Source organism: Variovorax sp. PAMC28562, assembly GCF_014303735.1.
GTDB lineage: Bacteria > Pseudomonadota > Gammaproteobacteria > Burkholderiales > Burkholderiaceae_C > Variovorax.
Map to the genome: position 1 here is coordinate 1,560,558 of NZ_CP060296.1, position 23,849 is coordinate 1,584,406.

The window sequence follows — 23,849 nt, forward strand, 5'->3', positions numbered from 1 at the left end:
CTGACAAAGACGCCATGGGGACTGCAGAAGACACGCGAACGACGGTGCCTGCCCAAAGACAAGGATCGAAGTGTTCAAGAAGGTATTGATTGCCAACCGCGGCGAGATCGCGGTTCGGCTGGTGCGCGCCATGCGCGATGCGGGCATCGCCAGTGTCGCGGTCCATGCGCAGGACGATGCGGCGGCTTTGCACGCGAGGTTGGCCGACACGGCGGTGGCGCTCGATGCGACGGGGCCGGCCGCGTATCTCGACATCGCCTGTTTCGTCGCCGTCGCGCGTGCGCATGGCTGCGACGCGGTGCATCCGGGCTACGGCTTCCTGAGCGAGCGGGCGGACTTCGCAGAGGCCTGCGCGGAAGCCGGCCTGACCTTCATTGGCCCGACGCCTGAGCAGCTCGCGTTGTTCGGCGACAAGGCGCGCGCGCGGGCGCTGGCCATGCGGTGCGATGTGCCGGTGATGCCGGGCAGCGCGGGCGCCGTCACTTTGGCGGAGGCGCGGAGCTTCTTCGCGGAGCAGCAGGCGCTGGGTGCCGCGATCATGCTCAAAGCCATCGGCGGCGGCGGTGGCCGCGGCATGCGCACGGTGTTGAACGCGGACGATCTGCCCGAGGCCTACGCTCGCTGTACGTCGGAAGCCAGAGCGGCTTTCGGCGTCGAGGGTGTGTACGTCGAGCGCCTGATGCGCAACGCGCGCCACATCGAGGTGCAGGTGCTCGGCGACGGTACATCGGTCGCGAGCCTGGGAGAGCGCGAGTGCACCTTGCAGCGGCGCTTCCAGAAGCTGATCGAAATCGCGCCGAGTCCATCTTTGCCCGAAGCACTGCGCGAGCAGATCACGCAGGCGGCACTTCGGATAGCGAAGGCAGTGGGCTATCGCAGCCTCGGCACTTTCGAATTCCTGGTCGACACCGAATCGACGACCTTGCCCTTCGTTTTCATCGAGGCCAATCCACGGCTGCAGGTCGAGCACACGGTGACCGAGGCGGTGACCGGGCTCGATCTGGTTCAGCTGCAACTGGATATCGCGAGCGGCGCATCGTTGCACGACTTCGGCATTGCGCCCGATCGGACCGTGCCGCAGCGTGGCTTTGCAGTGCAGTGGCGCATCAATGCCGAGACGCTGGACGCGCAGGGCAATGCACGGCCGTCGGGCGGCACGCTGACGCGCTTCGATCTTCCGTCAGGACCGGGCGTACGCGTGGATACGCACGGCTATGTCGGCCTCGCGCCATCGCCGCACTACGACACGCTGCTCGCCAAGCTGATCGTGCATTCGTCATCGCCAAAATTCGCAGACCTGTTGCGACGTTCGCACGGCGCGCTGGACGAATGCCGTGTCGATGGGCTTGCCACGAATCTTTCGCTGTTGCGCGCTCTGGCCGCACGGCCAGAGTTCGCGACGCAAGCAGTGCACACGCGTTTCGTCGAAGAAAATCTGGTGAAACTGCTGGCCGACGCGTCGCACATCGATCACGCAGTTGCTCCAGTCGAGCCGCCAATAGAGGGCATGGCCACTGCGGCACAGCACGAAAAACGAGATGCATCGATGGTCCGCGCACCGATGCCCGCCAAGCTCGTGCAGTTCGACGTGGTCGTGGGCGACGTGGTGCCTCTGGGTGCGCAGATCGGCGTGCTCGAAGCGATGAAGATGGAGCATCTGCTGCACGCGCCCTTCGCGGGCCGTGTCGTTGCACTGCGTGCGGCGCCGGGCGACTATCTTGTCGAAGGCCAGTCGCTGGTGCAGCTCCAAGCGATGGACGCCGAGGCAGTGCAGGCCGTTGCAGGCACCGCGCAAGACCTCGACACCCTCCGCCCCGATCTGCAAAAGGTGATCGACCGTCACGCGCCTACGCTCGATGCCAATCGCGGCCCGGCAGTCGCAAAGCGGCGAGCGCAGGGCGGTCGCACTGCTCGCGCCAACATCGCGGACCTCTGCGAGACCGTCGAGAACCCGGGCAATTTCATCGAATACGGTGCCCTCGCCATCGCAGCGCAAACACGCCGCCGCACGCTCGAAGACCTGGTCGCCAACACACCGGCCGACGGCATGATCACCGGCATCGGCAGCGTCAACGCAAAGCAGTTCGGCGCGGAGAAGTCGCGCTGCGCCGTGCTGGCCTACGACTACACGGTGTTGGCGGGCACGCAGGGCATGCGCAACCACCAGAAGACCGATCGAATGCTGTCGATCGCGCACCAGCTCAAGCTGCCGGTGGTGCTGTTCGCCGAAGGCGGCGGCGGCCGGCCGGGCGACACCGACATGCCCATCGTGGCCGGCCTCAACAATCACACCTTCAGCCAGTTCGCGGGCCTGTCGGGCAAGGTGCCTGTCGTCGGCATCGTGCATGGGCGCTGCTTTGCCGGCAACGCTGCCTTGCTCGGTTGTGCCGACGTCATCATCGCAACGAAGGCCAGCAACATCGGCATGAGCGGGCCGGCCATGATCGAAGGCGGTGGGCTCGGCACCTTCTCGCCGGAGCAGATCGGGCCGAGTGGCGTGCAGTCGAAGAACGGCGTGATCGACATCCTGGTCGACGACGAGGCCGCAGCCGTCGCGGCGGCAAAGCAATACCTCGCGTACTTTCAGGGCACGACCCAAGACTGGCACTGCGCCGACCCGCGCACCTTGCGCCACGTCGTGCCCGAGAACCGCCTGCGCGTGTACGACGTGCGCGCGGCGATGCGCGGCGTGGCCGACACCGGTTCGTTGCTCGAATTGCGCGCGGGCTTCGGCGCCGGCATCGTCACGGGGCTGGCGCGCATCGAAGGTCGGCCCATCGGGCTGATGGCGAACAACCCGCAGCATCTCGGTGGCGCCATCGATGTGGAGGCTGCCGACAAATCGGCGCGCTTCATGCAACTGTGCAACGCGCACGGATTGCCGATCGTCGCGCTCTGCGACACCCCTGGCTTCATGGTCGGACCCGAGATCGAAGCGCAAGCGCAAGTGCGCCATGTGTGCCGCATGTTCATGGTGGCGGCGCACCTGCGCGTGCCGTACTTCGCGGTCGTGCTGCGCAAGGGCTATGGGCTCGGTGCGCAGGCGATGACGGCCGGCGGTTTCGATGCGCCGGTGTTCACCGTGGCCTGGCCGACCGGCGAGTTCGGCGCGATGGGGCTCGAAGGCGCCGTGCGGCTCGGCTTCAGAAAGGAACTCGGCGCGGTAGCCGAAGGCGCGGAGCGCGATGCGCTGTTCAAGCAACTGGTGGCGCAACAGTACGCGAATGGTGAAGCCATCAACATGGCGCAGACGCTGGAGATCGATGCGGTGATCGACCCGGCCGACACGCGCAGCTGGTTGGTGCGCGGGCTCGAATCGGGATCGCGAGGGGTGCGCGAGGCCACGCCTTACGTCGACACCTGGTAACACCTGCGTATGGCGGCCGATCTCCCGACCCGTCATGCGGTCATGATGGCTCTCTACACTGAGCCACTTTGCCCGCATGAGTTCGATTTCGTTCCTTTTGCCGTCGCGACGACGGCCATGGCAGGCGGCCGTCGTCGCGTCCCTCCTCGCCACAACGGCTGTCTTGCCGTTCGCGGCTGCGCATGCTGCAGACAATGCGCCTCGCTGGACGGCCAGTTGGGCAGTCGCCGCCCGCGACTACAACGAGCCGTCTCCAGTGCCCGGCATCGCGACGCCGCCCGCACTGACGCTGCACGATCAAACGGTCCGTGTGCGTGTCGACCCTGCAGCCGGCGGCACGTCGGTGCGCGTGCGCTTTTCGAATGCGTTCGGCACCGCGCCGCTGCACATCGCGGCTGCGAGTGTGGCCCGCGGCACGGGCGGCGACGCGCTGTCGCCCGGGTCCATTCGGCCGCTCCGTTTCATGGGGCAGCGCGACGCCACCGTCGCACCCGGTGACCAGGTATGGAGCGATGCAGTGCGCCTCACCGTCACGCCGCGACAGCCGCTTGCGGTCAGTGCATACATCGATGCAGAGACGCGTGCCGCAACGGCGTACACGGGCCCCGCGCCGCTGAGCTGGCTGGTGCCCGGCGACGCGACCGGCACCGCGAAACTGCAGGGCGCCGTCGTGTCACCCTGGGGTCACTTCGTGACCGGCATCGATGTGGCGCGGGAGCCGACCGGAGCGTCGGCATCGACACCGCCTGTGGTCGTCGCGTTCGGTGACTCGATCACCTACGGCGTGGGCGCTGTCAGCGGCACCGACGGCAGCTACCCAACGCGCCTCGGCCAACGGCTGCGTGCGCAGCCGGGAGGCGTCATCGAGGCCGGCGCTACGACAAGAACCACCAGCGTCGCGAGCGTCATCAACGTCGGCATCGGCGGCAACCGCCTGCTCACCGACGGTATCGGGCAGAAGGCGCTCGACCGCTTCGATCGCGACGTGCTGTCGCAGAGCGGCGTGACGCACACGATCATCCTGATAGGCACCAACGACATCGGCCTGAGCAGTTTGCCGAGTGCCGCGCCGGTGAGCGTCGACCAGCTCACTGCGGGCCTGCAACGGCTGATGGACGCCGCGCGCACGCAGGGCGTCAAGGTGCTGCTGGGCACCGTCACACCGTTCAAGGGTTCGGGCTATTGGTCGATTGAAAACGAAGCGACCCGACAGGCGTTGAATCGATGGATTCGAGGTCGCCAAAACATCGCTGGCGTGGTCGATTTCGACGTCGCGCTGCGTGATCGCAAGGACGCGGTGGCAATGAATCCGAAGTACGACAGCGGCGACCACTTGCACCCCAGCGATGCGGGTTATGCGGCGATGGCCGAGGCAGTCGACGTGCGCGAACTGCAGCCCTGACCGCAAGAGTTGCTGAAACAGATACACACAAGATTTCGCGCGGTGCTTACACGTGCTTCACACCGCGCCAGCAGCATGAAGGTTCTTATCACTCATGAGGAGTCAGCCATGAAAAAACTTGCAATCACTTTCGCCATGGGCGCCGCTGCACTGGTGTCGATCGGCTCGCTGACTGTGCCGCTGGCCGCACAGGCGCAGCCTTCCATCACGATTCAAACCGCGCCGCCGCCCCCACGTGCAGAGCGTGTACCGCCGCCGCGCCGAGGCTACGTGTGGGCGCCCGGCCACTACGAAGCACGTGGACGACACTATGTATGGGTGCGCGGCGGGTATGTACGTGCTCGGCCCGGCTATGCATATCGCGCGCCGCATTGGCGTCAGGACGGTGGCCGATGGAACTACAACCGCGGCGGCTGGGATCGTGATGGCGATGGCGTGCCGAACCGCTTCGACAACCGTCCGAACAACCCGAATCGCAACTGATCGCGGCGGGCGCTCTATCGCTCAGAGCAGCCTGAACACCAATGGCATCAGCAGCGCCGCGAGCACCACTTGCAGGCCTAGCGCCAAGCCCGCATAGGCACCCGCATCTGCGTTGACATGCAGTGCCCGCGCGGCACCGATGCCATGCGCCGCAGTGCCGAGTGCGAAGCCTCGCGCGGCCCAGCCGCGTGACGTGGTCGCGATACGCAACGCATCGAAGAGGTACTTGCCCGAAAGCGCGCCGATCATCCCGGTCAGCACCGCGAACACCGCCGACAACGCCGGGATGCCGCCGATCTTTTCCGCGATGCCCATCGCGACCGGCGCAGTGACCGACTTGGGTGCAAGCGATAGCACCACGTCGTGCGGCAGCCCCACCGCCCAGCCCATCAGCAGCGCGGACCCGCTGGCCGCGGCGCCACCGAGCAAGGCTGCCAGCAACAGTCGCCCATAGCGCTCGCGCAATTCGGCGCGACGCAACCACAACGGCCAAGCGAGCGCGACGACGGCAGGTCCGAGCAGGAAGTGAATGAACTGCGCACCTGCGAAGTAGGTCGGGTAGTCGATGCCGGTCGCAAGCAACCCGCAGGCGATGACCACCACCGACCACAGCACCGGGTTGGCCCACGGCGCGTTGTCCAGTCGGCTGTACGCGGCTTGTGCCAGCAGATAGACCACGAGCGTGGCAGTGAGCCCGAACAGCGGCGTGGCGGAGAGATAGATCCAGAGTTCGACGAAGCGCGGCATGTCAGCTCTCCGTGACTTTGAGCGCGTCGTCGTCGACAGTCTGACGCCGGTCGGGCCAGTACAAGACCAGCGCCGTCACCGCGAGGCCGATCCAGGTCGACACTGCGATGACCACCAGCATGCGGCCGCCGTACTGGCTCAACAGCGACAGGTGCGTCATCACGCCGACACCCACCGGCACGAACAGCAGCGAAAGATGCGACAGCAAGAAGTTGGCGCACTCGCCGACCGATTCGCGCACCAGCGGAAACCGCAACGCGATCAACAGCAGGATGAGGCCAAGCACCGGCCCCGGCAGCGGCAACGACAAGCCGCGCGACGCCGCCTCGCCGATCGACTGGAACACCAGCAACCACGCCAGCCCGCGCAAGCCTTGCATCCGGCCGCTCTCAGAAGCGCGGAAGGTCGGCGAAAGGCAGTGTCTTGCCAGCGCGGAACACCTGTTTGCCGTACTCGGCGCAGCGCTGCAGCGTCGGGATCACCTTGCCGGGGTTCAGTAAGCCGGCCGGATCGAACGCACGCTTGACACCGAACATCATCTCGTTCTCAGCCGCGGTGAACTGCACGCACATGCTGTTGAGCTTTTCGACGCCCACGCCGTGCTCGCCAGACACGGTGCCGCCCATCGCGACGCTGGTCTCCAGGATGTCGGCACCGAACAGTTCGCAGCGGTGCAGCTCGTCCGGGTCGTTGGCATCGAACAGCACCAGCGGGTGCAGGTTGCCGTCACCCGCATGGAACACGTTGCAGCAGCGCAGGTTGTATTTGATTTCCATCTGCTGAATCGCCAGCAGGATGTCGGCCAGCCGCTTGCGTGGAATCGTCGAATCCAGGCACATGTAGTCGGGGCTGATGCGGCCCGATGCCGGAAAAGCGTTCTTGCGGCCGCTCCAGAACTTGAGGCGTTCGTCTTCGTTGGCGCTGACTGAAATGGCGGTGGCACCGCAGCGGCGCAGCACCGCCGTCATGCGGCCGATTTCTTCTTCGACTTCTTCGGGCGTACCGTCGGATTCGCACAGCAGGATGGCGGCGGCGTCGAGGTCGTAGCCGGCGTGAACGAAGCCTTCGACCGCGGCGGTCATGGGCTTGTCCATCATCTCCAGCCCGGCCGGGATGATGCCGGCTGCAATGACGGAGGCCACCGCGTCTCCGGCTTTGCGCAACTCAGCGAAGCTCGCCATGATGCAGCGCGCCAGTTGCGGCTTGGGCACCAGCTTGACGGTGACTTCAGTGGTGACGGCCAGCATGCCTTCGCTGCCGATGACCAGTGCGAGCAGGTCGAGCCCCGGGCTGTCGAGCGCCTCGCCGCCGAACTCGATGGCCTCGCCCTCGCACGTGAAGCCGCGCACGCGCATTACGTTGTGCAGTGTCAGCCCGTACTTCAGGCAGTGCACGCCGCCCGAGTTTTCGGCCACGTTGCCGCCGATGGTGCAGGCGATCTGGCTCGACGGATCCGGTGCGTAGTAGAGGTTGAATGGCGCCGCCGCCTCGCTGATGGCCAGGTTTCGAACGCCGCATTGCACGACGGCGGTGCGGCTCACCGGATCGATTTTCACGATGCGGTTGAACTTGGCGAGCGACAGGGTGACGCCCATGGTGTCGGGCATGGCGCCACCCGAAAGGCCGGTACCGGCGCCGCGTGCGACCACCGGCACGCCGAGCGCATGGCAGGTCTTGAGCAACGCCGCCACCTGCGCCTCGGTTTCCGGCAATGCGACCACCAGCGGCCGCGCCCGGTACGCCGTGAGGCCGTCGCATTCATACGGGGTGGTGTCTTCGTCGTGCCAGATCAGCGCGTGCGACGGCAGGTGCGCCTGCAGCGCGCGCACCACCTGCGATTGGCGCTCGGATTTCTGAAGCAGATCGTGCTGCGTGGGCGTGACGGGAGCGTTCATTCAGCCACTCTACGTCACGATGCCGAGCTCTGCTACTTGAAGACTACTGTCCGGTGTCCGTTGAGCAGCACGCGATGTTCGCTGTGCCATTTGACGGCGCGCGCCAGCACCTGGCTTTCGGTATCCCGGCCGCGTGCCGTCAGCGCTTCGACCGTGTCGGTGTGGTCGGCGCGGGTCACGTCCTGCTCGATGATGGGGCCTTCATCGAGGTCGGCGGTCACGTAGTGGGCGGTCGCACCGATGAGCTTCACGCCGCGGTCGTGCGCCTGGTAGTAGGGCTTGGCGCCCTTGAAGCTCGGCAAGAACGAATGGTGGATGTTGATGGCGCGGCCCGACAGCTTTTTGCACAGATCGTTGCTCAAAATCTGCATGTAGCGCGCCAGCACGACCAGTTCGGAGCCCTCGGCCTCGATGATTTCCATCTGCCTGGCCTCGGCCTGCGCCTTGGTCGTCGCCGTCATCGGGATGTGATGAAAGGGCACGTTGTAGCTGGCGGCCAGTTGATAGAAATCGCGGTGGTTCGAGACGATGGCGCGGACGTCGATGGCGAGCAGGCCGCTCTTCCAGCGAAACAGCAAATCGTTAAGACAGTGGCCGTCCTTGCTGACCAAAATGACCGTCTTCATCGGTTCGGCGGCGGCGTGCAATTGCCAGTGCATGCCGAACCCTCCGGCAAAGGTCATGAGTTGCTCGCGCAGCGCGGCTTCCGGGTGATCGCTGCAGGCGAATCGAACCCGCATGAAAAAGAGGCCGGTGGTCGGGTCGTTGAATTGCGCCGCCTCCTCGATGTTGCCGCCGCGCTCGAGCAAAAAGCCTGAAACGGCATGCACGATGCCGGTGCGGTCGGGACAGGAGAGGGTGAGGATGTAGGCGGGCATGGTCATCAGGGGCGTGATTGTCGCAAAATGATTTCCCTGCGCCGCGGGTCTGCCCGGCGGCCTTATTCACCACGCGTCAACATCGGGAGCGTTTCATGGCCTACAGCGACTTCAACATGGACAACCAGTGGTTGCCCTTCACGCCCAACCGTCACTTCAAGAAAGACCCGCGCGTTTTCGTCGCGGCCGACGGCATGGAATTCACCACGCACGACGGCAAGAAGGTCATCGACGGCATCTCGTCGCTTTGGTGCGTCGGCGCGGGGCACAACCGCAAACCGATCAACGAAGCCATCAAGAAGCAACTCGACACGCTCGACTACGCCACGGCTTTTCAGGTGAGCAACGACAAGGCGTTCAAGGCCGCAGAAATGATCGCCGCGATGGCGCCTGGCGACCTGAATCGCGTGCTGTTCTGCAATTCGGGCAGCGAAGCGGCAGACACCTCGATGAAGGTTGCGCTGGCCTACCACCGCGCGCGCGGCGAAGGCCATCGCAACGTATTCATCGGCCGCGAGAAGGGCTACCACGGCGTTGGTTTCGGCGGCATGTCGGTGGGCGGCATTCCGGGCAATCGCAAGGTGTTCGGCTCGGCGTTTTTGCCACGCGTCGACCACATGCGCTTTATCCATGATCCGGTGAATCACGCCTACATCCATAACGAGGAACCGGTTTGGAACGAAGATCCGCTGGTCGAGCTCGAGTCGCGCATCCTGCCGTTGCACGATCCGAGCAACGTGGCCGCGATCATCGTGGAGCCGGTGGCGGGTTCGGCGGGCTGGTACCTGCCACCCAAGGGCTACCTGCAAAAGCTGCGTGCCATTTGCGACAAGCACGGCATCCTGCTGATCTTCGACGAGGTCATCACCGGTTTCGGCCGCATGGGCACCAACTTCGCGGCGGACTACTACGGCGTGGTGCCCGACATGCTCAACTTCGCCAAGTGCGTGACCAACGGCGTCATTCCCCTGGGCGGCGTGATCTGCCGCGACAAGCTCTACGACGCACTGATGAAGACCGACGCGCCGGAGCACGTGGTCGAGTTTTTCCATGGCTACACGTACTCCGGGCACCCGGTGTCTTGCGCGGCAGCCATCGCCACGCTCGAGCTGTTCCAGAAAGAGCAGCTCTTCTCGCGCGCCGCCGAAATGGGCCCGGTGCTGGGCGACGCGTTCCACAGCGCCTTCAGAGGCCTGCCGAACGTCATCGGCATTCGCAGCCTGGGCCTGGCCGCCGCCGTCGAGCTGGCGCCCATCGCCGGCCTGCCGGGAAAGCGCGCCTACGACGTCTTTCTCGATTGCTTCCACAAGGGATCGCTGGTCCGGGCCGCGGGCGATGTGCTGGTGATCGCGCCGCCTTACATCGTCGAGAAATCGCACATCGACACGCTGGTCAACACGCTGGCGGATTCGATCAAGAAGTTCGCCTGAGCGGACGCCGGCGCGGCCAATGCGCCGGCACCGGCTTCCGTCAGCCCTTGCGCAAGGAGGCGCAGTAGTCCTTGTCGGGCAGCGCCGGGGTCATCCAGATCGCGTCGTAGCCCTTGGCCTTTCCTGCGCCGCCGGCCTGCAACTGGATCGATCTGATCGACAGATCGGTCGGCAGATGCTGCGCCACGCCGATCGTCTTGGTCGCGTGCCCTGCGCCGCTGATCAGCAGCACCGTCTTGCCCGGCTGGCGCGCTTTGACGATAGCCTGCGCCATGGCGCGGTCGCGTGCGATCTGCACGCGGGTCATCGGGCCGATTTGCGATTCGGGCAACAGGTCGCAGTGGCCGGCGCGGACGGCAGCTTGCTGCGTTTCGCGGCCGCTGTCCGAGAGCTGCGCGTCGAGCGACACGTCGGCCATCGCGTCCTTGATACGAGCCAGCGGCAGGTTGGCGCCGACCACCGGCACGCCGGCGCGCACTGCCACCATGATGGCCGGGCCGTAGTCGTCCCAGCCCCAGGCCTTGTCGTTCCATTTCAAGGCGTCCTGAACCTGGGCTTCGGTCGCGCCGGCCGGGAGCTTGGCCGTGCCGCTACCTTCTTCCGCCATCTCGATGGCGAGCGCGGCCAGCTTGCCCTGCGTCACCAGCGCTTCCACCGCCTCGCGTTCGATGCGGTGATGGTCGGCCGCGTCGTGCTGCTCCCCCAGCAGGATGACGTCGGCAGGCATCAAAGCGTCGATGCGCCGTGCGACGGGGACGTCGGCAGCGACGGTGCTGGGAGCGCCGGGGAGCATCGAGCAGCCGGCAAGCCACAAGGCGGCGCCGAACGAGACAACCAAAAGACGAGATGAAGTCCGCAACGAGGCCAGCCATCGAAACCGCATTGCGGACAAACGAGCCGAAGAATTGAGCGAATGCATCTGCGAATACTAGCGAGGAGCGAGGAAAGGAGCGCGCGGTTCAATCCATCTTGGCTCAGGCGCCGACTCGACGAATGCTCTCAATGAACGAGTACCGGTTTCTGCGCCAGCTCCGCATAGCCCTCGAGCGTGTCTTCGACTTCTTCCTGCGTTGGCGTGTTGATCTGCCAGGCAGTGATCTGTTGCTGGAACAGTTCGGCCCACGAGCCGTCGAGGTAGACCTCTTTGCCCGAGCGCTTGTCGACGATCTCGAAACCGTGGCGCGCCAGCACCGGCAGGTGCGGCGCCAGCGGCTTGTCGCCCTCTGTGGGCTGCACGTGCACGACCGCGTACGCGTCGGAGTCGTACAGCATGTGCATGGCGGAACTGGAAAGGATGTCGAGAGCGTTCATGGAGGTTAGATAGCAATCAACGCGCCAGTTTCAAGAATGGATCGCAAAAACAGGATTTTCGAGCGATTTTCCGGCGCGCAGACTTGCACCGATTGGTTTGCAACCCGCGCTCAACCTGGCGGCTTCATCGCAAGTTGTTCGCGCAGTTGCATGTCGGCGAAGTCGCCGTTGGGCTGGGTTTGCTTGATGCGGACGGGCAGGTAGCCGAGGTCTGGCGCCAGCCACAGCTCGATCCGGTCGTCGAATTCGCGACGCGCGCTGCGCGTCAATTTGCGCACCGTGAAATCGCCGGCCGGCAGGCTCAACTTCTCTTCGCCCTCGACATTGAAGGTCCAGATCTCGGCATCGCGCGAGCTGACCGTCTGGACCGAAATGGCGCTGCCGGCCGGATAGCGCGCCGGATCGCCGGCCAGCATCGCACCGAGCTGCAGCACCACGCTCAGTCGGTCCTGCGCGCCGGCCAGCAAAGGCACACTGGGCGCGTTGTTGCTGAAGACCACCTTGCCTTGGTCGCGCACGAAATGCGAGGCGATCTCGGTTTTGCGATTGTCTGAAAAGCGCTGCGGCTCGATACCGGTCGGTCCGATCACGCCGCTGCTGTGCTGGGTGCGCAGCGTGCGGAACAAAAAAGTGAGCGCCAGGCGCGCGTCGTAGGCGTTGCCGTCCTGCAGCCAGTCGAGCCGCCCGAAAACCCCCTGCATCGGCGACGTGCCTTGCTGGCCGGTCACGGCGAAGGCGAGTTGCACGGAACCGGGCACGCGCAAGGCCGTCGGGCCGGTCATGGCGCCTTGCGGGCTCGTGCCGCTGCCGGCGTTGCCTGCGGAGGCTGCGCCGCCGGAGCCGCCCGGCGCACTGGCGGCGGCTTCGGGCGCTGTTGCAGCCGTGGTGTCGGCGGGCGTCGGTTCGACGGCCGGCGCCTTGGCCGCTGGCTCGATCACGGGTTCGACGGCAGGCTGCGGCACGGCCTCATTCGGCGGTGGTGGTGGCCGCGGCGTTTCGACAGGCGCGCGTGGCTTGGGCGGCGTGATCGTCCGCGCGGCGCGTGGGTGTACCGGTTTTGGCGCGGACGCTGCTGCGGGCGTGCCTGCTTGTGCGGGCGTGGCAGCAGAACCAGCAGCAGGCTCCGCACTCGGCGGCGGCGCGATCACGATGGTCCGCGTGCTGAACTTGCCGGCCAGCGGTGCCGGCTGTGGACCGACGGCCATCGGCGTCAGTCCGAGCAGCGCGAGGTGGACCAGGGCGACCGCCAGCGTCACCGTCACCAGCGCGCGCCAGGGCGGCCGCGGCAGGTCGGGCAAGGGAGGAGCGGTCAACGATGACGACATGACGAATGGAGTGAAGCGCAAGGCAGCAGGTTCACCTTGTGTCATGAGCTCACTCGGTAAACTGCCGCCGCCGAGACAGTTTCTCCAGTTTCCCAGATTAGCAAGCCGCCACCATCATGAAACTCGCCACCCTGAAGGACGGCTCCCGCGACGGGCAGTTGGTCGTCGTGTCCCGTGACCTTACGCTCGCCCACTACGCCACCGGCATCGCCAGCCGGCTGCAGCAGGTGCTCGACGACTGGGGCTTCATGAGCCCGCAGCTGCAGGACCTGTACGACGCGCTCAACCAAGGCCGCGCACGCCATGCGTTTCCGTTCGATGCGGCGCAGTGCATGGCGCCGTTGCCACGGGCCTATCAATGGGCCGACGGTTCGGCGTACCTCAACCACGTTGAACTGGTGCGCCAGGCCCGCAACGCCGAAGTGCCAGAAAGCTTCTACGCCGACCCGTTGATGTACCAGGGCGGCAGCGATGATTTCCTCGGTGCGATGGACGAGGTGCCGGTGCCCAGCGAATCGATGGGCATCGACTTCGAAGCCGAAATCGCGGTCGTCACCGGCGACGTGAAGATGGGCGCGAGTCCCGAGCAGGCGCTCGACGGCATTCGCCTCGTGATGCTGGCCAACGATGTCAGCCTGCGCAACCTGATTCCTGCCGAACTCGCCAAGGGCTTCGGCTTTTTCCAGAGCAAGCCGGCCACCGCATTCAGCCCTGTGGCCGTCACGCTCGACGAGATCGGCACTGCCTGGCAAGACGGCCGCGTGCACCTGCGGCTGGAGAGCACCTGGAACGGCCGCAAGGTCGGCCTGTGCGATGCCGGACCGGAGATGACCTTCCACTTCGGCCAACTGATCGCGCATATCGCGAAGACACGCAACGTGCGCGCGGGCAGCATCGTCGGCAGCGGCACGGTAAGCAACAAGGGCGTCGAAAAAGACGGCCGCATGGACTGGCCGAAGGGCTATTCGTGCATCGCCGAAAAGCGCTGCATCGAGACCATTCAAGACGGCGCGCCCGCGACCGAGTTCATGAAGTTTGGCGACACCATCAAGATCGAGATGAAGGGGCTGGACGGCAAGTCGCTGTTCGGTGCGATCGATCAGGAGATCGTGATGGCGGGGGAGGTGGCTTTGGCCAATGTGACCAGAACCAGGCGCGGGGCGAAGTCGTTGACGGACGCGGAGGAGGCGGCTGCGGGTTTGGACGCCGAAGAAAACAAGGACTCGTGAACAACTGGTGAGTGCGACCTGTTGCCGAAGGTGGCAACTCGATTTCCGCCCTTATCATCCCCGCCAGCTGCGCACGGGGCATTCGACCCTGAGCAGCTTTCGTGCGATGGCAGCCGTCATGCGGCTTCACGCAAATCAAAAAAGATCAGGGAGTTTTTCCAATGCGTACGTTTACCTTGGCCGCCATCGTCGCGGCCACCACCCTTGTTGTCGGCTGCGAGACCATGAAGACGATGGACACAGCCAAGCTGACCGATGCCGGCAGTACGGCTTACAAGGCCATGTCGTTGAGCGATGGCGATATCGCTTCGATGTCGGACCAGTCGTGCGCCGCCATGGACCAGAAGAGCCAGATCGCCGCGCCCTCCAGCAAGTACGCGGTTCGCCTCGCACAGGTGGTGCGCGGCATGCCCACCAGCGTCAACGGCAAGACCGCCAACTACAAGGTCTACACAACCCCGAGCGTCAATGCCTGGGCCATGGCCAACGGGTGCATCCGCGTCTACAGCGGCCTGATGGACCTGATGAACGACGACGAGTTGCGCGGTGTGATCGGCCATGAAATCGGTCACGTGGCGCTGGGTCATTCGAAGGCGCGCATGCAGACGGCCTATGCCGCTTCTGCAGTCCGTGGCCTGGCGGCATCGGCCGGAGGTGTGGCAGCGGCTCTGTCGCAATCGCAGGCCGGTGATCTGGGCGAAAAGTTCATCAACGCGCAGTTTTCGCAGTCGCAGGAAAGCGCTGCCGACAACTACTCTTTCGATTTGCTGACGTCCAGCAAGCTCGAGCGCAAGGGGCTGGTTACGAGCTTTCAGAAGCTCGCGAAGTTGAGCGGCACGGCCAGCACCGGCAGCTCGATGATGAGTTCGCATCCGCCATCGGCCGATCGCGCAGCGGCCATGCAAAAGCGGCTGGACAGCGGCAAGTAAGTTCGAGACAGCCGCAGGCGTAGCTACTTCGCGAACGCCTTGCGCGACCCGTCTTCGAAGACTTCGTCGTCGCGCTGCAGCTTGCCGTTCTCGTCGAACGCACGTTCCCGCGTGACGCGGCCCTTGTCGTCGTAGACCGATTCGGCGACCAGCACGCCGTTGTCGTTGAAGCTCTGGTGCGTGCCGATCGGCATCTGCCGCGACGAGCGGCCGGCCGCAAGGTAGCGTCCTTGCATAGATCGCTGTCCGTTGTCATGGATTTGCGCCATGTCGACAGTGCGCGCGTCGCCCGTCCCCGCGTAGACCGACTTGCTGCGCGGCTGCCCATTCAGATAGAAGCTGTCGTCGATCAACGGTTCGGCGGCAGCGTTCCAACGCTGGTCGCGCACCAGCGAGCCTTGCTCCGAGAACTCTTGCTCGCGCTGCTTGACGGCGCCGCGTTCGACCAGCAACTAGAGTACCTCGCGCCGCTTCACACCTTCGGAGGAAAAGCGTCGCTCGGTGCGTTGGTTGCCCACGATCTCATCTTGCGTCTGGGGTTTGCCGTTGTCGTACAGGTTTTCGTTGCGCACGCGCTTGCCCGCGGCATAAGAGACGCGCATGCGCACCGTGCCTTTGCCATCGAACAACTCGACCTGCGACGGTGTACCGGCCGAAGCAAAGCCGCACAACTTGCTGTCGTCGATGACCGGTGCCAGCACGGGTTTGTCGGCACAACGCAGCGCCGACAACTGGCCGCGCTCCGTGTATTCGATATACGCACGTTCGCCGCTGCTGCCGGCCTCGGAGGACGCAAAACTCAGTCGCCGCAATTGCCCACTGGGATAGAAGCCGCGCACCAGCCCGACTTCGCTGCCATCGCTGTACACCGCGTCGCGCAGCATTTGGCCGGTGGCGGGGACGAACTCCCTCGCGCGGCCGTCCATGTTGCCCTTGGCGTTGACGCTGTGCTCTTTCAACAGCTTGCCTTTTTCGTAGTAGCGCACGATGCCCATGAAGACGCCGTTCTGCAACTGCTGCTCGCGTTGCACCTCGCCGGTGTCGCGGTCCTTGCAGCGGATGAGGCCGGTCTTTCCAGCCGTGGTGTTGCCGTTGGACGTGTTGATGGGTGCGCCGTCGAGCTCGCAGTCCTGTATGGCGTGTGCGGCGCCAGCGGCACCCACAAGACACGCGCCGATGAAAGCCAGCCGCCTCACTTGTCGTAGACCGTAGCGAGCGAGCGAAAGCCCTTGACCTCGATCGGATTGCCGAACGGGTCGCAAAAGAACATGGTCCATTGCTCGCCTGGCTGGCCTTCGAAGCGAACCTGCGGCTCCAGCACGAAGTCGGTGTGCGCCGCTTCGAGCCGCGCCGCCATCGCCTTCCAGTCGGGCAGTTCAAGCGCCAGGCCAAAGTGCGGCATCGGCACCATCACGTCGCCGACGCGGCCGGTGTTGGTGGTTGCGAAAGGCTCACCCAGATGCAATGAAATCTGGTGGCCGAAGAAGTCGAAATCGACCCAGGTGTCGGTGCTGCGGCCTTCGGTGCAGCCGAGCACGCCGCCATAGAAGCGACGGGCGACATCGAGGTCGCGCACATGAAAGGCCAGATGAAAAATGGTGTGCATGAGAGGTCTCGATCGCTGGAAAGCGGAGTGTGCCTCAAGCCATAATCGCAACCGATGTTCACCCCGCGCCGCCCTCGCTTCCACGTGCAGTTTCTTGCGCGCCTGGTGCTGGCGTGGTTTGCGCTGTCGCTCGGCGTGGCCATCGCGTCACCCGTCGTCAACCCGCAGGCGATGGAACTGGTGTGTTCGAGCGCCGGCGCGTTCAAGGTCGTGGTGCAAACCGACGATGGCGCGCAAGACCTGGGCACCATGCACATGGATTGCCCGCTGTGCATGCTCGCTGGTGCGCCGCCGCCTTTGCCGGTGGTCGCGGCCATCGCGCTTGCGTTGCCGCTCGGCCGGGCGGTGCAATCGATTCCGGCCGCGCGCATCGCCGCGGCCACTGCCGCGCCGCCACCGGCGCGCGCGCCGCCCGCTTTCTCCTGATCCTCTTGTCGATGTCGTAGCGCGCTGCGCCCGAAGAGGGTGCCGCGTCGCCGCCTTCCTTGCAATGGAGCGTCGCCTCGTGGCGACGTGGAGAATTTCACTTGAACAAGACCCTTCTTTCGCTCGCGCTCGGCGCAGCGTTCCCGTGGCTGGCGTTGCCGGCTTTGGCGCAAAACGCAGTGCCTGTCTCGAGACCCTCCGCCGCGCCGGCAGCATCCGCGGACGAAACCCCCGAGCGCGTGAAGTCGCTCGGCGTCGTCACCGTCACCGGTGGTCGCCCGACTTCGCTGCCCACGCAGATCCCCACCACCATCGAGGGCGTGACGCGAGAAGAAATCGAGACCCGCATCAACGCCACCGACAGTGAAGACGCGCTCAAGTACCTGCCCAGCCTGTTGGTGCGCAAGCGCTACATCGGCGACTACAACCACGCGATCCTGTCGACGCGCGCCTCCGGCACCGGCAACAGTGCGCGCTCTGCCGTCTATGCCGATGGCATCCTGCTGTCGAACTACCTGGGCAATGGCATCGCCAACGGCACCAATTACGCGCCGCGCTGGGGGCTCGTCACACCCGAGGAGATCGAGCGGGTCGACGTGATGTACGGGCCTTTTTCTGCCGCCTATCCGGGCAACTCGGCGGGTGCGGTGGTCGACTTCGTGACGCGCATGCCGACCAGGCTCGAAGCGCACGTCAAGGCCGGCTACTCGTCGCAGCCCAACGACCTCTACAGCACCAGCAAGACCTTCAACAGCTGGCAGACCAGCGCATCGCTCGGGAGTCGCAGCGGCGAGAACAACGAGGGTCCGTGGTCGTGGTGGGTCGACATCAACCGCACCGACAGCCATGGCCAGCCGCTGACCTTCACTACAGCCACGCTGGCCTCTGGCGTGGCTGGTACGCGCGGCACGCCCGTCGCTGGCGCGGTGGCCGGCCTGAACACCACCAACACGCCGTGGTACATCCTGGGTACCGGCACGGCGTATCACACGATCCAGGACCACGCCAAGATCAAGTTGGCCTATGACTTGACGCCGACCATCACCGCCAGCTACACACTGGGCTATTGGCAGAACACATCGGAGGGCCGCTCGGCCAGCTATCTGAACAATGCGGCTGGCTTGCCGGTCTACAGCGGCCCGGTCAACATCAACGGCCGCAGTTTCACGCTGGCGCCGACGGCCTTTGCGCTGACCAACGACAGCCAGACCCACACCATGCACAGCCTGTCTTTGAAGAGCCACACGCAGGGCGTGTTCGACTGGGAGGTGTCGGCCAGCCTGTACGACTACTCGAAAGACCAGCAGCGCGCACCGACCGTCGCATTGCCGCTGGCCGCTTTCGGGGGTGCCGGCACGCTGCAAGACCAGGGCGACGGGCGCACCGGCTGGAACACGCTGGCGGCCAAGGGCACGTGGCGCCCGCAAGGCGTCGGCGGTGCGCATATCGTCGACTTCGGTGTCGGGCGCGATGCGTACAAGCTGGGCATCCAGAAGTCCAATGTGGGGGGCAGTTGGGTCGACGGCCCGGCGCTTGGGTCGCTGTCGCAAGTCAGCAATGTCGGCGGCCGCACCGAGACACTCAACGCATGGGTGCAGGACAGCTGGCGTTTCGCGCCGAAGTGGAAGACGGTACTGGGCCTGCGTTACGAGGACTGGCAGGCGACCGATGGCTTCACGGCCACCACTGTGGCCAGCACGCTGCCTTATGCCAAACGCAGCGAGTCCGACGTGTCGCCCAAGGCGGCGCTGGCCTATCAGTTGACCGACGATACGGTGCTCAAGGCATCGGTCGGGCGCGCGGTGCGCTATCCGACCGTGGGTGAGCTGTATGGCGCGACATCGGGTGGTGCGCTGTCGTTCATCAACGACCCAACCCTGAAGCCGGAGAAGTCGTGGACCGGTGAACTGTCGCTAGAAAAAGACCTGGGCAACGGCACCGCGCGCGCTACGTTGTTCCACGAGACGACGAAGAACGCGCTGTTCAACCAGCTGATCCCCGGATCGACCGTCTCTCGCGTGCAGAACGTGGACAAGGTGCGCACCACCGGCGTCGAGCTGGCGTACACCGGGCAAGACGTGCTGATGAAAGGGCTCGATGTCGGCGGCAGCCTGACCTACGCGAACTCGAAGACGGTGGCCGATGCGGCGTTTCCTGCAGCGGTCGGCAAGTGGCAGCCGCGCGTGCCGCGCGTGCGCTCCACCGCGTACGCCACGTACAAGCCGGACGATCGATGGGCCTTTACCGTGGCAGCGCGCTACAGCGGCAAGCAGTATTCCGCCCTTGATAACAGCGACGTCAACGCCTATGCCTACTTCGGCGCCAGCAAGTACTTCACCGTCGATTTGCGCGTCCGCTACCAGATCGACAAGCAATGGTCGGCCGCCTTCGGCATTGACAACGCCAACAACTACCAGTACTGGAACTTCCACCCGTACCCGCAGCGCACCTACACGGCCGAACTTCGCTTCGACCTGTGACTCACACACACCAAAGGACTTCCTCAATGACCACTTCGACCGCCCTCAGAACCATTGCCGCTTGCGTATTGCTCACCGGCACCGCTGCCGCCCTGGCCCATGTCACGCTACCCCTCGGCGGCGCGACGGCAGGCAGCGACTACCGCGCGGTCTTCCGTGTCGGCCATGCCTGCAAGGATGCTGGGGCGACCACTGGCATCGGCGTGCGCCTGCCTGTCGGCTTCATGCTGGCGAATGCCGAGCCACGGGCCGGCTGGAAGCTCGACGTGCAGCGGGCTGCGGCCAATGCGGCGCCCGGAGAGGCCGAGGTGCGCTGGACGGCCGAGTCGCCGCAAAACGCGTTGCCGGGCAAAGAGCGCGCCGAGTTCGTGCTCAGCGGCAAGGCGCCCGCCGCGCCGGGGCCACTCTGGTTCAAGGTGCTGCAAACCTGCGATGTCGGCAGCACGGATTGGGCTCAAGTCCCGGCCAGCGGCACGTCGACCGACGGCATGGCTGCACCGGCGGCGCGACTGATGGTGGTCGCGGCGGGCGTTGCCACTGTCGACGTGCGGGATGCCTACGTGCGTCAGTCGGTGGCAGGGCAGAGTGGCACCGGCGCTTTCATGAAGCTGACCTCGCCATCGGGCTCACGGCTGGTCGGCATCTCGACGCCCGCAGCCGGTGTCGCAGAAGTGCACGAGATGAAGATGGAAGGCGACACCATGAAGATGCGCGCCGTGCCGGGCGGCGTCGACCTGCCGGCCGGTCAAACGGTAGAGCTCAAGCCAGGCGGCTATCACGTCATGTTGATGGACTTGAAAGCGGCCTTGCCCAAGGGCATATCTGTGCCGGTGACGCTGCGTTTCGAAGACGCCAAAGGCGCGAAGACTTCTCTGGAACTGAAGCTGCCCGTCGGTGCACCAGAAGGCGCTCCGGCCACCCCGATGCAGCACATGCACTGACGCTGAAAACGCGGTCCCCTGGAGTAAGCTGACGGCACAAAAAACCTCCAGGAGACACCTGCCATGACCGATGCAAGCAAGCCCTTTGCCTTCAGCCAGTTCGTTCCCGGCTTCGATTTCCTGAAGAACCTCGCTACCGGCAGTGCTGGCGGCGGTGGGACCGGCGGTATCGGCGCGGGAAATGGTAGTGCGCTGCCGGGGTTGTCGAGTTGGGTGGCGCCCACGCTGAGTGTCGAAGAGGTGGACAAGCGCATCCAGGAGCTGAAGACGGTTCAATACTGGCTCGAACAAAACGGCCACGCCCTCAAGGCCACGATTCAGGCGCTCGAAGTGCAGAAGATGACGCTGTCGACCCTGCGCGGCATGAATGTTCGGATGGAAGACATCGCGAGTGCGTTTACGCGAGCTGCCGCGCCTGCTGCCGAGGCCTCGGCGTCGCCATCGGCCTCTTCTTTTTTTACGCCATCGTCGTCACCTGCGGCTTCGAAGCCCGAGGGAGAGGCAGAGGCAGCAGCCGAAACCGACGCGAAGGCCGAAGGCGCACCCACAGGCGCTGCCGGCGTGGTCGATCCGTTGAAGTGGTGGGGCTCGCTCACACAGCAGTTTCAGGAGATCGCTGCGTCGGCACTGCACGACGCAGCGCAACTCAAGATGCCTGCCATGCCGAAGCCGCCGGCCGAAGCCGCAGACAAGTCCAAACCCAAAGCCAAAGCCGGCAGCCCGCTCACCGCAAAGAAGAAATCGCCCGCCTCTCGCAAGACCAGCCCGACAGGCAGAAAATCTCCAGAGAAACCCGCCGCGGCGCCCAGACGCCCGGTCGCAAAACGATGAACCCATGAAATTGTTTCCCACTGGTCACGCCACCCATCCGCAATGGCGCATGGCGGCCGGCCTCGTGCTCGCCCAGTTGCGAGCGCAAATGACTTTGCCCGACTACGCGTCGTCCCCGACGCTCGGGCTGCTCTACATTACCGATCACTACGGCGCCGATGCACAAGACATCCTGGCGCATTTGAGTGCCGAGCTGCCGGAGGTGATCGACTGGTCCGGCACCATCGGCATTGGCGTGGCGGCCAACAACGCCGAGTATTTCAACGAGCCTGGCATCAGCTTGATGCTGTGCGCGCTGCCGAGCGATCAATACCGCGTGTTCTCCGGCGTGGCGCCATTGGGCAGCGCCGAGATGAGCGGCTTCGAGGCGCACACAGCGCTGGTCCATGCCGACCCGGCCACGCCTGAACTCGCCGAGTTGATCACCGAAATGGCGGGTCGCACCAGCACCGGTTACCTGTTCGGCGGTCTCTCGTCTGGGCGCGCCGGTGCGCTGCAATTCGCAGTCGGGGGCAACGGAAACATCCGTGGACACGGTGCGGCGAGCGGCGTGTTTTCAGGTGGCTTGTCCGGCGTCGTCTTCGGCGAAGGTGTGCGACTGGTATCGCGTGTCACGCAAGGCTGCCAGCCGATTCGCTCGGGCGCTGCACGCGAACGAGAGATCACCGAGGCAGACGGCAATCTGGTGCTGAAGCTCGACGGTCAGCCGGCGCTCGACGTGCTGCTGGCCGACTTGCAGGTATCGCTCGAACGGCCGCAGGAAGCCATCGATGCTGTGCGCAATACGTTGATCGGCCTTGCCACGGCGGGCAGCGACGGCATTCGGCGCACCGGTGATCTCGGCTCCGACGTACTGGTGCGGCACATCATCGGACTCGATCCGACGCGTCGCGGCATTGCCATCGCCGACCAGGCTGAAGCCGGGATGCGACTCACGTTCTGCCGCCGCAACGCGCAGGCCGCACGCGCCGACCTGATGCGCATCTGCGCCGAGATTCGCGAAGAGCTCGAGCCCGAAGAACAGACACTGGCAGTGGCGAGTGCCGTCGCTGCCGGCGAAGCAGAAGCCGCACCGCATCCGGCACGCCGCATTGCAGGCGCGGTGTACGTGAGCTGTTCGGGCCGCGGCGGACAGCACTTCGGTGCCCCCAGTGCCGAACTTCAGATCGTTCGCCATGCGCTCGGTGACGTTCCGCTCGTCGGCTTTTTCGCAGCCGGCGAGATCGCGCGCCATCACCTCTATGGCTACACCGGCGTACTGACAGTTTTCACCAGCGAATAATCGGCGATCAGCGTGCGGTCGTTGACGGAAATGTGCCGCTGTCTCACCTTGTCTGACACATTGAATTGCGGGTCGCGCGAGACTCCGCGTGTCACTGCACAAGGGAAGAGACATGAAACGAAGCCTGCTTCGGCTGGACGAAGGTTTGTCCAGACTGATCGTATTTTCCGGCGCTCACGCGCTGCTGGGGCGCGACGGTGTTTGCGACGTCGTGGTCTCCGACACGAGCGTCAGCCGTCAGCACGCATGCATTGAAATGCCGGACGACGCGCCGGCTGCCATCCGCGATCTCCACAGCTTGAACGGCGTCTTCGTGAACGAACGCCTCGTCGACGAGCGGCAGGCTTTGCAACACCTCGATGTGTTGAAGATAGGCAAGACACGCTTTCGGTTCTTCGAGGTCGAGAGCTATCGCGACTCCGACCTGATGATCTCGAGCAGTTGAAAAACGCGAGGAGTCGGAGTCCGTGGGTGATCAGCTTGCCCGCGTAGCTCCTAAAAGTCACATGTCATTCACATGTGGATGTGAGGACTTTTACATTTCAATTTTTGTTTTGGCGGTATGTCACAGAAGCGTGTCAAGAACTGTGTCATCCCCTTTCCTCCTATGTAGAGGCTGAACACAATCGCCTCAGTTTCAAGCCTGTCACACAAAAAATCCCGGTCACCGGGGAGGAATTTCACAATGAACAAGTCTCACCGTTCCATCTGGACTGATGAAAGCGGCGTCGCCAATGTCGAAGTGACGGGCGATCGGTAATGCCCGCGCTCACCCCGGTCAGCACCAGCGCCAGCACCAGCGGCAGCGCAATGTCGTCCAGCAGGGCGCAGCCATACGCGTACGACACCGGTTCATCCGCAAAGACGATCGCATTGCTCGACCCGCTCGGGAGCACGCGTGCCCGCACCTGGAAAATTCTCAAAGGGCTTCGGCTTCTTGCGGCGCCGTTCGACCGTGCGAGCGATCTGTTGTCTTGCTACGTTTCAGGGCAACAGTTCGGGATGCTGGTTGTGAGCTTTGCCGGCTCGAGCGCAAGCGCTCGGACAGAGCTCGATTTGTTGTGTCGACTGGCAGGGGCACAAACGCCGATCGCGTTGCTCATGCAGCCGAACCAGGTCGAACTGGCGACCCACGTGATGGGCAGCGAGCGCAACGACTTCTTGCTGCTTCCCGCGAGCGACGACGAGCTACAGCAACGGTTGTCGCGTCTTCACGCCATGTGGGGTGTCAAGCCGGCAGATTGGTACCAAAACGAAACAGTGCCGCCAATGACCCGTCGGAGCTGA

The 23,849-nt window shown here is 64.8% G+C and carries 23 protein-coding genes; 13 read left to right on the forward strand and 10 right to left on the reverse strand.

Features of this window, described 5'->3' with window-relative positions:
* The first annotated feature begins 70 nt into the window (after window positions 1-70).
* The 3 genes from H7F36_RS07405 to H7F36_RS07415 all read left to right on the forward strand — a co-directional run bounded on the left by H7F36_RS07405 (window position 71) and on the right by H7F36_RS07415 (window position 5,252).
* Entirely contained in the window at window positions 71-3,367 is a 3,297-nt protein-coding gene (locus tag H7F36_RS07405; protein WP_187054069.1) for a carboxyl transferase domain-containing protein, read from the forward strand.
* A gap of 76 nt (window positions 3,368-3,443) precedes the next feature.
* Window positions 3,444-4,769, forward strand: coding sequence for an SGNH/GDSL hydrolase family protein (locus tag H7F36_RS07410; protein WP_187054070.1), 1,326 nt, complete (start codon window positions 3,444-3,446; stop codon window positions 4,767-4,769).
* Between the two features lie 108 nt (window positions 4,770-4,877).
* Window positions 4,878-5,252, forward strand: a complete 375-nt coding sequence (locus H7F36_RS07415; protein WP_187054071.1) for a YXWGXW repeat-containing protein — start codon at window positions 4,878-4,880, stop codon at window positions 5,250-5,252.
* A gap of 21 nt (window positions 5,253-5,273) precedes the next feature.
* On the opposite strand, the gene H7F36_RS07420 is transcribed toward H7F36_RS07415, so the two are convergent.
* The 4 genes from H7F36_RS07420 to purU are packed head-to-tail and all read right to left on the reverse strand — an operon-like array spanning window position 5,274 to window position 8,778.
* A complete protein-coding gene (locus H7F36_RS07420) occupies window positions 5,274-5,999 on the reverse strand; it encodes an LrgB family protein (RefSeq protein WP_187054072.1) in 726 nt (241 codons plus the stop codon).
* A 1-nt stretch (window position 6,000) separates the two neighbouring features.
* Window positions 6,001-6,378 carry a CidA/LrgA family protein gene (locus tag H7F36_RS07425; protein ID WP_187054073.1) on the reverse strand — a complete coding sequence of 126 codons (378 nt, stop codon included), beginning with the start codon at window positions 6,376-6,378 and terminating at the stop codon, window positions 6,001-6,003.
* A 10-nt stretch (window positions 6,379-6,388) separates the two neighbouring features.
* Window positions 6,389-7,894: an FAD-linked oxidase C-terminal domain-containing protein gene (locus tag H7F36_RS07430; protein WP_187054074.1), complete on the reverse strand. Its 1,506-nt coding sequence runs from the start codon at window positions 7,892-7,894 to the stop codon at window positions 6,389-6,391.
* 32 nt (window positions 7,895-7,926) lie between these two features.
* Window positions 7,927-8,778 (reverse strand): formyltetrahydrofolate deformylase, encoded by an 852-nt coding sequence (gene purU, locus H7F36_RS07435; RefSeq protein ID WP_187054075.1) that lies wholly within the window; start codon window positions 8,776-8,778, stop codon window positions 7,927-7,929.
* Window positions 8,779-8,867: 89 nt separating this feature from the next.
* On the opposite strand from purU, the gene H7F36_RS07440 reads away from it, so the two are divergent.
* Window positions 8,868-10,202, forward strand: a complete 1,335-nt coding sequence (locus H7F36_RS07440; protein WP_187054076.1) for an aminotransferase class III-fold pyridoxal phosphate-dependent enzyme — start codon at window positions 8,868-8,870, stop codon at window positions 10,200-10,202.
* Between the two features lie 40 nt (window positions 10,203-10,242).
* Here the strand turns inward: H7F36_RS07440 and H7F36_RS07445 are convergent, their stop codons facing one another.
* The 3 genes from H7F36_RS07445 to H7F36_RS07455 form a co-directional block, all read right to left on the reverse strand.
* Complete coding sequence (locus tag H7F36_RS07445) at window positions 10,243-10,995, reverse strand: ChaN family lipoprotein (protein WP_261802521.1); 753 nt, start codon at window positions 10,993-10,995, stop codon at window positions 10,243-10,245.
* 206 nt (window positions 10,996-11,201) lie between these two features.
* Window positions 11,202-11,480 (reverse strand): DUF3567 domain-containing protein, encoded by a 279-nt coding sequence (locus H7F36_RS07450; RefSeq protein WP_187054845.1) that lies wholly within the window; start codon window positions 11,478-11,480, stop codon window positions 11,202-11,204.
* A 143-nt stretch (window positions 11,481-11,623) separates the two neighbouring features.
* Window positions 11,624-12,883 (reverse strand): DUF3108 domain-containing protein, encoded by a 1,260-nt coding sequence (locus H7F36_RS07455; protein ID WP_261802522.1) that lies wholly within the window; start codon window positions 12,881-12,883, stop codon window positions 11,624-11,626.
* A gap of 71 nt (window positions 12,884-12,954) precedes the next feature.
* Between H7F36_RS07455 and H7F36_RS07460 the strand changes: the two genes are divergently transcribed.
* Together H7F36_RS07460 and H7F36_RS07465 are read left to right on the forward strand one after the other, a co-directional pair.
* The gene (locus H7F36_RS07460; protein ID WP_261802523.1) at window positions 12,955-14,067 is read left to right on the forward strand and encodes a fumarylacetoacetate hydrolase family protein; all 1,113 of its coding nucleotides are present in this window, start codon (window positions 12,955-12,957) and stop codon (window positions 14,065-14,067) included.
* Between the two features lie 161 nt (window positions 14,068-14,228).
* Entirely contained in the window at window positions 14,229-14,996 is a 768-nt protein-coding gene (locus H7F36_RS07465) for a M48 family metalloprotease (protein WP_187054078.1), read from the forward strand.
* Between the two features lie 23 nt (window positions 14,997-15,019).
* On the opposite strand, the gene H7F36_RS22145 is transcribed toward H7F36_RS07465, so the two are convergent.
* From H7F36_RS22145 to H7F36_RS07475, 3 genes are read right to left on the reverse strand one after another with little or no spacing between them, the layout of a single operon-like run.
* Window positions 15,020-15,448, reverse strand: coding sequence for a hypothetical protein (locus H7F36_RS22145; protein ID WP_261802524.1), 429 nt, complete (start codon window positions 15,446-15,448; stop codon window positions 15,020-15,022).
* Window positions 15,449-16,192, reverse strand: a complete 744-nt coding sequence (locus H7F36_RS22150; protein WP_261802525.1) for a toxin-antitoxin system YwqK family antitoxin — start codon at window positions 16,190-16,192, stop codon at window positions 15,449-15,451.
* Window positions 16,189-16,602: a VOC family protein gene (locus tag H7F36_RS07475; protein ID WP_187054079.1), complete on the reverse strand. Its 414-nt coding sequence runs from the start codon at window positions 16,600-16,602 to the stop codon at window positions 16,189-16,191. Before H7F36_RS07475 ends, H7F36_RS22150 begins: the two co-directional genes overlap by 4 nt.
* A gap of 54 nt (window positions 16,603-16,656) precedes the next feature.
* Here H7F36_RS07475 and H7F36_RS07480 point away from each other — a divergent pair, with 54 nt between their 5' ends.
* The 7 genes from H7F36_RS07480 to H7F36_RS07510 all read left to right on the forward strand — a co-directional run bounded on the left by H7F36_RS07480 (window position 16,657) and on the right by H7F36_RS07510 (window position 23,849).
* Window positions 16,657-17,028 carry a DUF2946 family protein gene (locus H7F36_RS07480; RefSeq protein ID WP_187054080.1) on the forward strand — a complete coding sequence of 124 codons (372 nt, stop codon included), beginning with the start codon at window positions 16,657-16,659 and terminating at the stop codon, window positions 17,026-17,028.
* Window positions 17,029-17,129: 101 nt separating this feature from the next.
* Window positions 17,130-19,508: a TonB-dependent receptor gene (locus tag H7F36_RS07485; protein ID WP_187054081.1), complete on the forward strand. Its 2,379-nt coding sequence runs from the start codon at window positions 17,130-17,132 to the stop codon at window positions 19,506-19,508.
* A 26-nt stretch (window positions 19,509-19,534) separates the two neighbouring features.
* Entirely contained in the window at window positions 19,535-20,449 is a 915-nt protein-coding gene (locus H7F36_RS07490; protein WP_187054082.1) for a copper chaperone PCu(A)C, read from the forward strand.
* 63 nt (window positions 20,450-20,512) lie between these two features.
* A complete protein-coding gene (locus tag H7F36_RS07495) occupies window positions 20,513-21,280 on the forward strand; it encodes a PhaM family polyhydroxyalkanoate granule multifunctional regulatory protein (protein ID WP_187054083.1) in 768 nt (255 codons plus the stop codon).
* A gap of 4 nt (window positions 21,281-21,284) precedes the next feature.
* Window positions 21,285-22,562, forward strand: a complete 1,278-nt coding sequence (locus tag H7F36_RS07500) for an FIST C-terminal domain-containing protein (RefSeq protein ID WP_187054084.1) — start codon at window positions 21,285-21,287, stop codon at window positions 22,560-22,562.
* A 112-nt stretch (window positions 22,563-22,674) separates the two neighbouring features.
* The gene (locus H7F36_RS07505) at window positions 22,675-23,007 is read left to right on the forward strand and encodes an FHA domain-containing protein (protein WP_187054085.1); all 333 of its coding nucleotides are present in this window, start codon (window positions 22,675-22,677) and stop codon (window positions 23,005-23,007) included.
* A 314-nt stretch (window positions 23,008-23,321) separates the two neighbouring features.
* Window positions 23,322-23,849 carry a hypothetical protein gene (locus H7F36_RS07510; RefSeq protein ID WP_187054086.1) on the forward strand — a complete coding sequence of 176 codons (528 nt, stop codon included), beginning with the start codon at window positions 23,322-23,324 and terminating at the stop codon, window positions 23,847-23,849.

Coding starts and splice junctions, on each gene's coding strand:
- H7F36_RS07410 (WP_187054070.1), top strand. CDS start 3,444: ATGAGTTCGATTTCGTTCCTTTTGCCGTCGCGACGACGGCCATGGCAG.
- H7F36_RS07465 (WP_187054078.1), top strand. CDS start 14,229: ATGCGTACGTTTACCTTGGCCGCCATCGTCGCGGCCACCACCCTTGTT.
- H7F36_RS07510 (WP_187054086.1), top strand. CDS start 23,322: ATGCCCGCGCTCACCCCGGTCAGCACCAGCGCCAGCACCAGCGGCAGC.
- H7F36_RS07455 (WP_261802522.1), bottom strand. CDS start 12,883: ATGACACAAGGTGAACCTGCTGCCTTGCGCTTCACTCCATTCGTCATG.
- H7F36_RS07460 (WP_261802523.1), top strand. CDS start 12,955: ATGAAACTCGCCACCCTGAAGGACGGCTCCCGCGACGGGCAGTTGGTC.
- H7F36_RS07480 (WP_187054080.1), top strand. CDS start 16,657: ATGTTCACCCCGCGCCGCCCTCGCTTCCACGTGCAGTTTCTTGCGCGC.
- H7F36_RS07505 (WP_187054085.1), top strand. CDS start 22,675: ATGAAACGAAGCCTGCTTCGGCTGGACGAAGGTTTGTCCAGACTGATC.
- H7F36_RS07475 (WP_187054079.1), bottom strand. CDS start 16,602: ATGCACACCATTTTTCATCTGGCCTTTCATGTGCGCGACCTCGATGTC.
- H7F36_RS07415 (WP_187054071.1), top strand. CDS start 4,878: ATGAAAAAACTTGCAATCACTTTCGCCATGGGCGCCGCTGCACTGGTG.
- H7F36_RS07450 (WP_187054845.1), bottom strand. CDS start 11,480: ATGCACATGCTGTACGACTCCGACGCGTACGCGGTCGTGCACGTGCAG.
- H7F36_RS07420 (WP_187054072.1), bottom strand. CDS start 5,999: ATGCCGCGCTTCGTCGAACTCTGGATCTATCTCTCCGCCACGCCGCTG.
- H7F36_RS07440 (WP_187054076.1), top strand. CDS start 8,868: ATGGCCTACAGCGACTTCAACATGGACAACCAGTGGTTGCCCTTCACG.
- H7F36_RS07490 (WP_187054082.1), top strand. CDS start 19,535: ATGACCACTTCGACCGCCCTCAGAACCATTGCCGCTTGCGTATTGCTC.
- H7F36_RS07500 (WP_187054084.1), top strand. CDS start 21,285: ATGAAATTGTTTCCCACTGGTCACGCCACCCATCCGCAATGGCGCATG.
- H7F36_RS07430 (WP_187054074.1), bottom strand. CDS start 7,894: ATGAACGCTCCCGTCACGCCCACGCAGCACGATCTGCTTCAGAAATCC.
- H7F36_RS07445 (WP_261802521.1), bottom strand. CDS start 10,995: ATGCTCCCCGGCGCTCCCAGCACCGTCGCTGCCGACGTCCCCGTCGCA.
- purU (WP_187054075.1), bottom strand. CDS start 8,778: ATGACCATGCCCGCCTACATCCTCACCCTCTCCTGTCCCGACCGCACC.
- H7F36_RS07425 (WP_187054073.1), bottom strand. CDS start 6,378: ATGCAAGGCTTGCGCGGGCTGGCGTGGTTGCTGGTGTTCCAGTCGATC.
- H7F36_RS07495 (WP_187054083.1), top strand. CDS start 20,513: ATGACCGATGCAAGCAAGCCCTTTGCCTTCAGCCAGTTCGTTCCCGGC.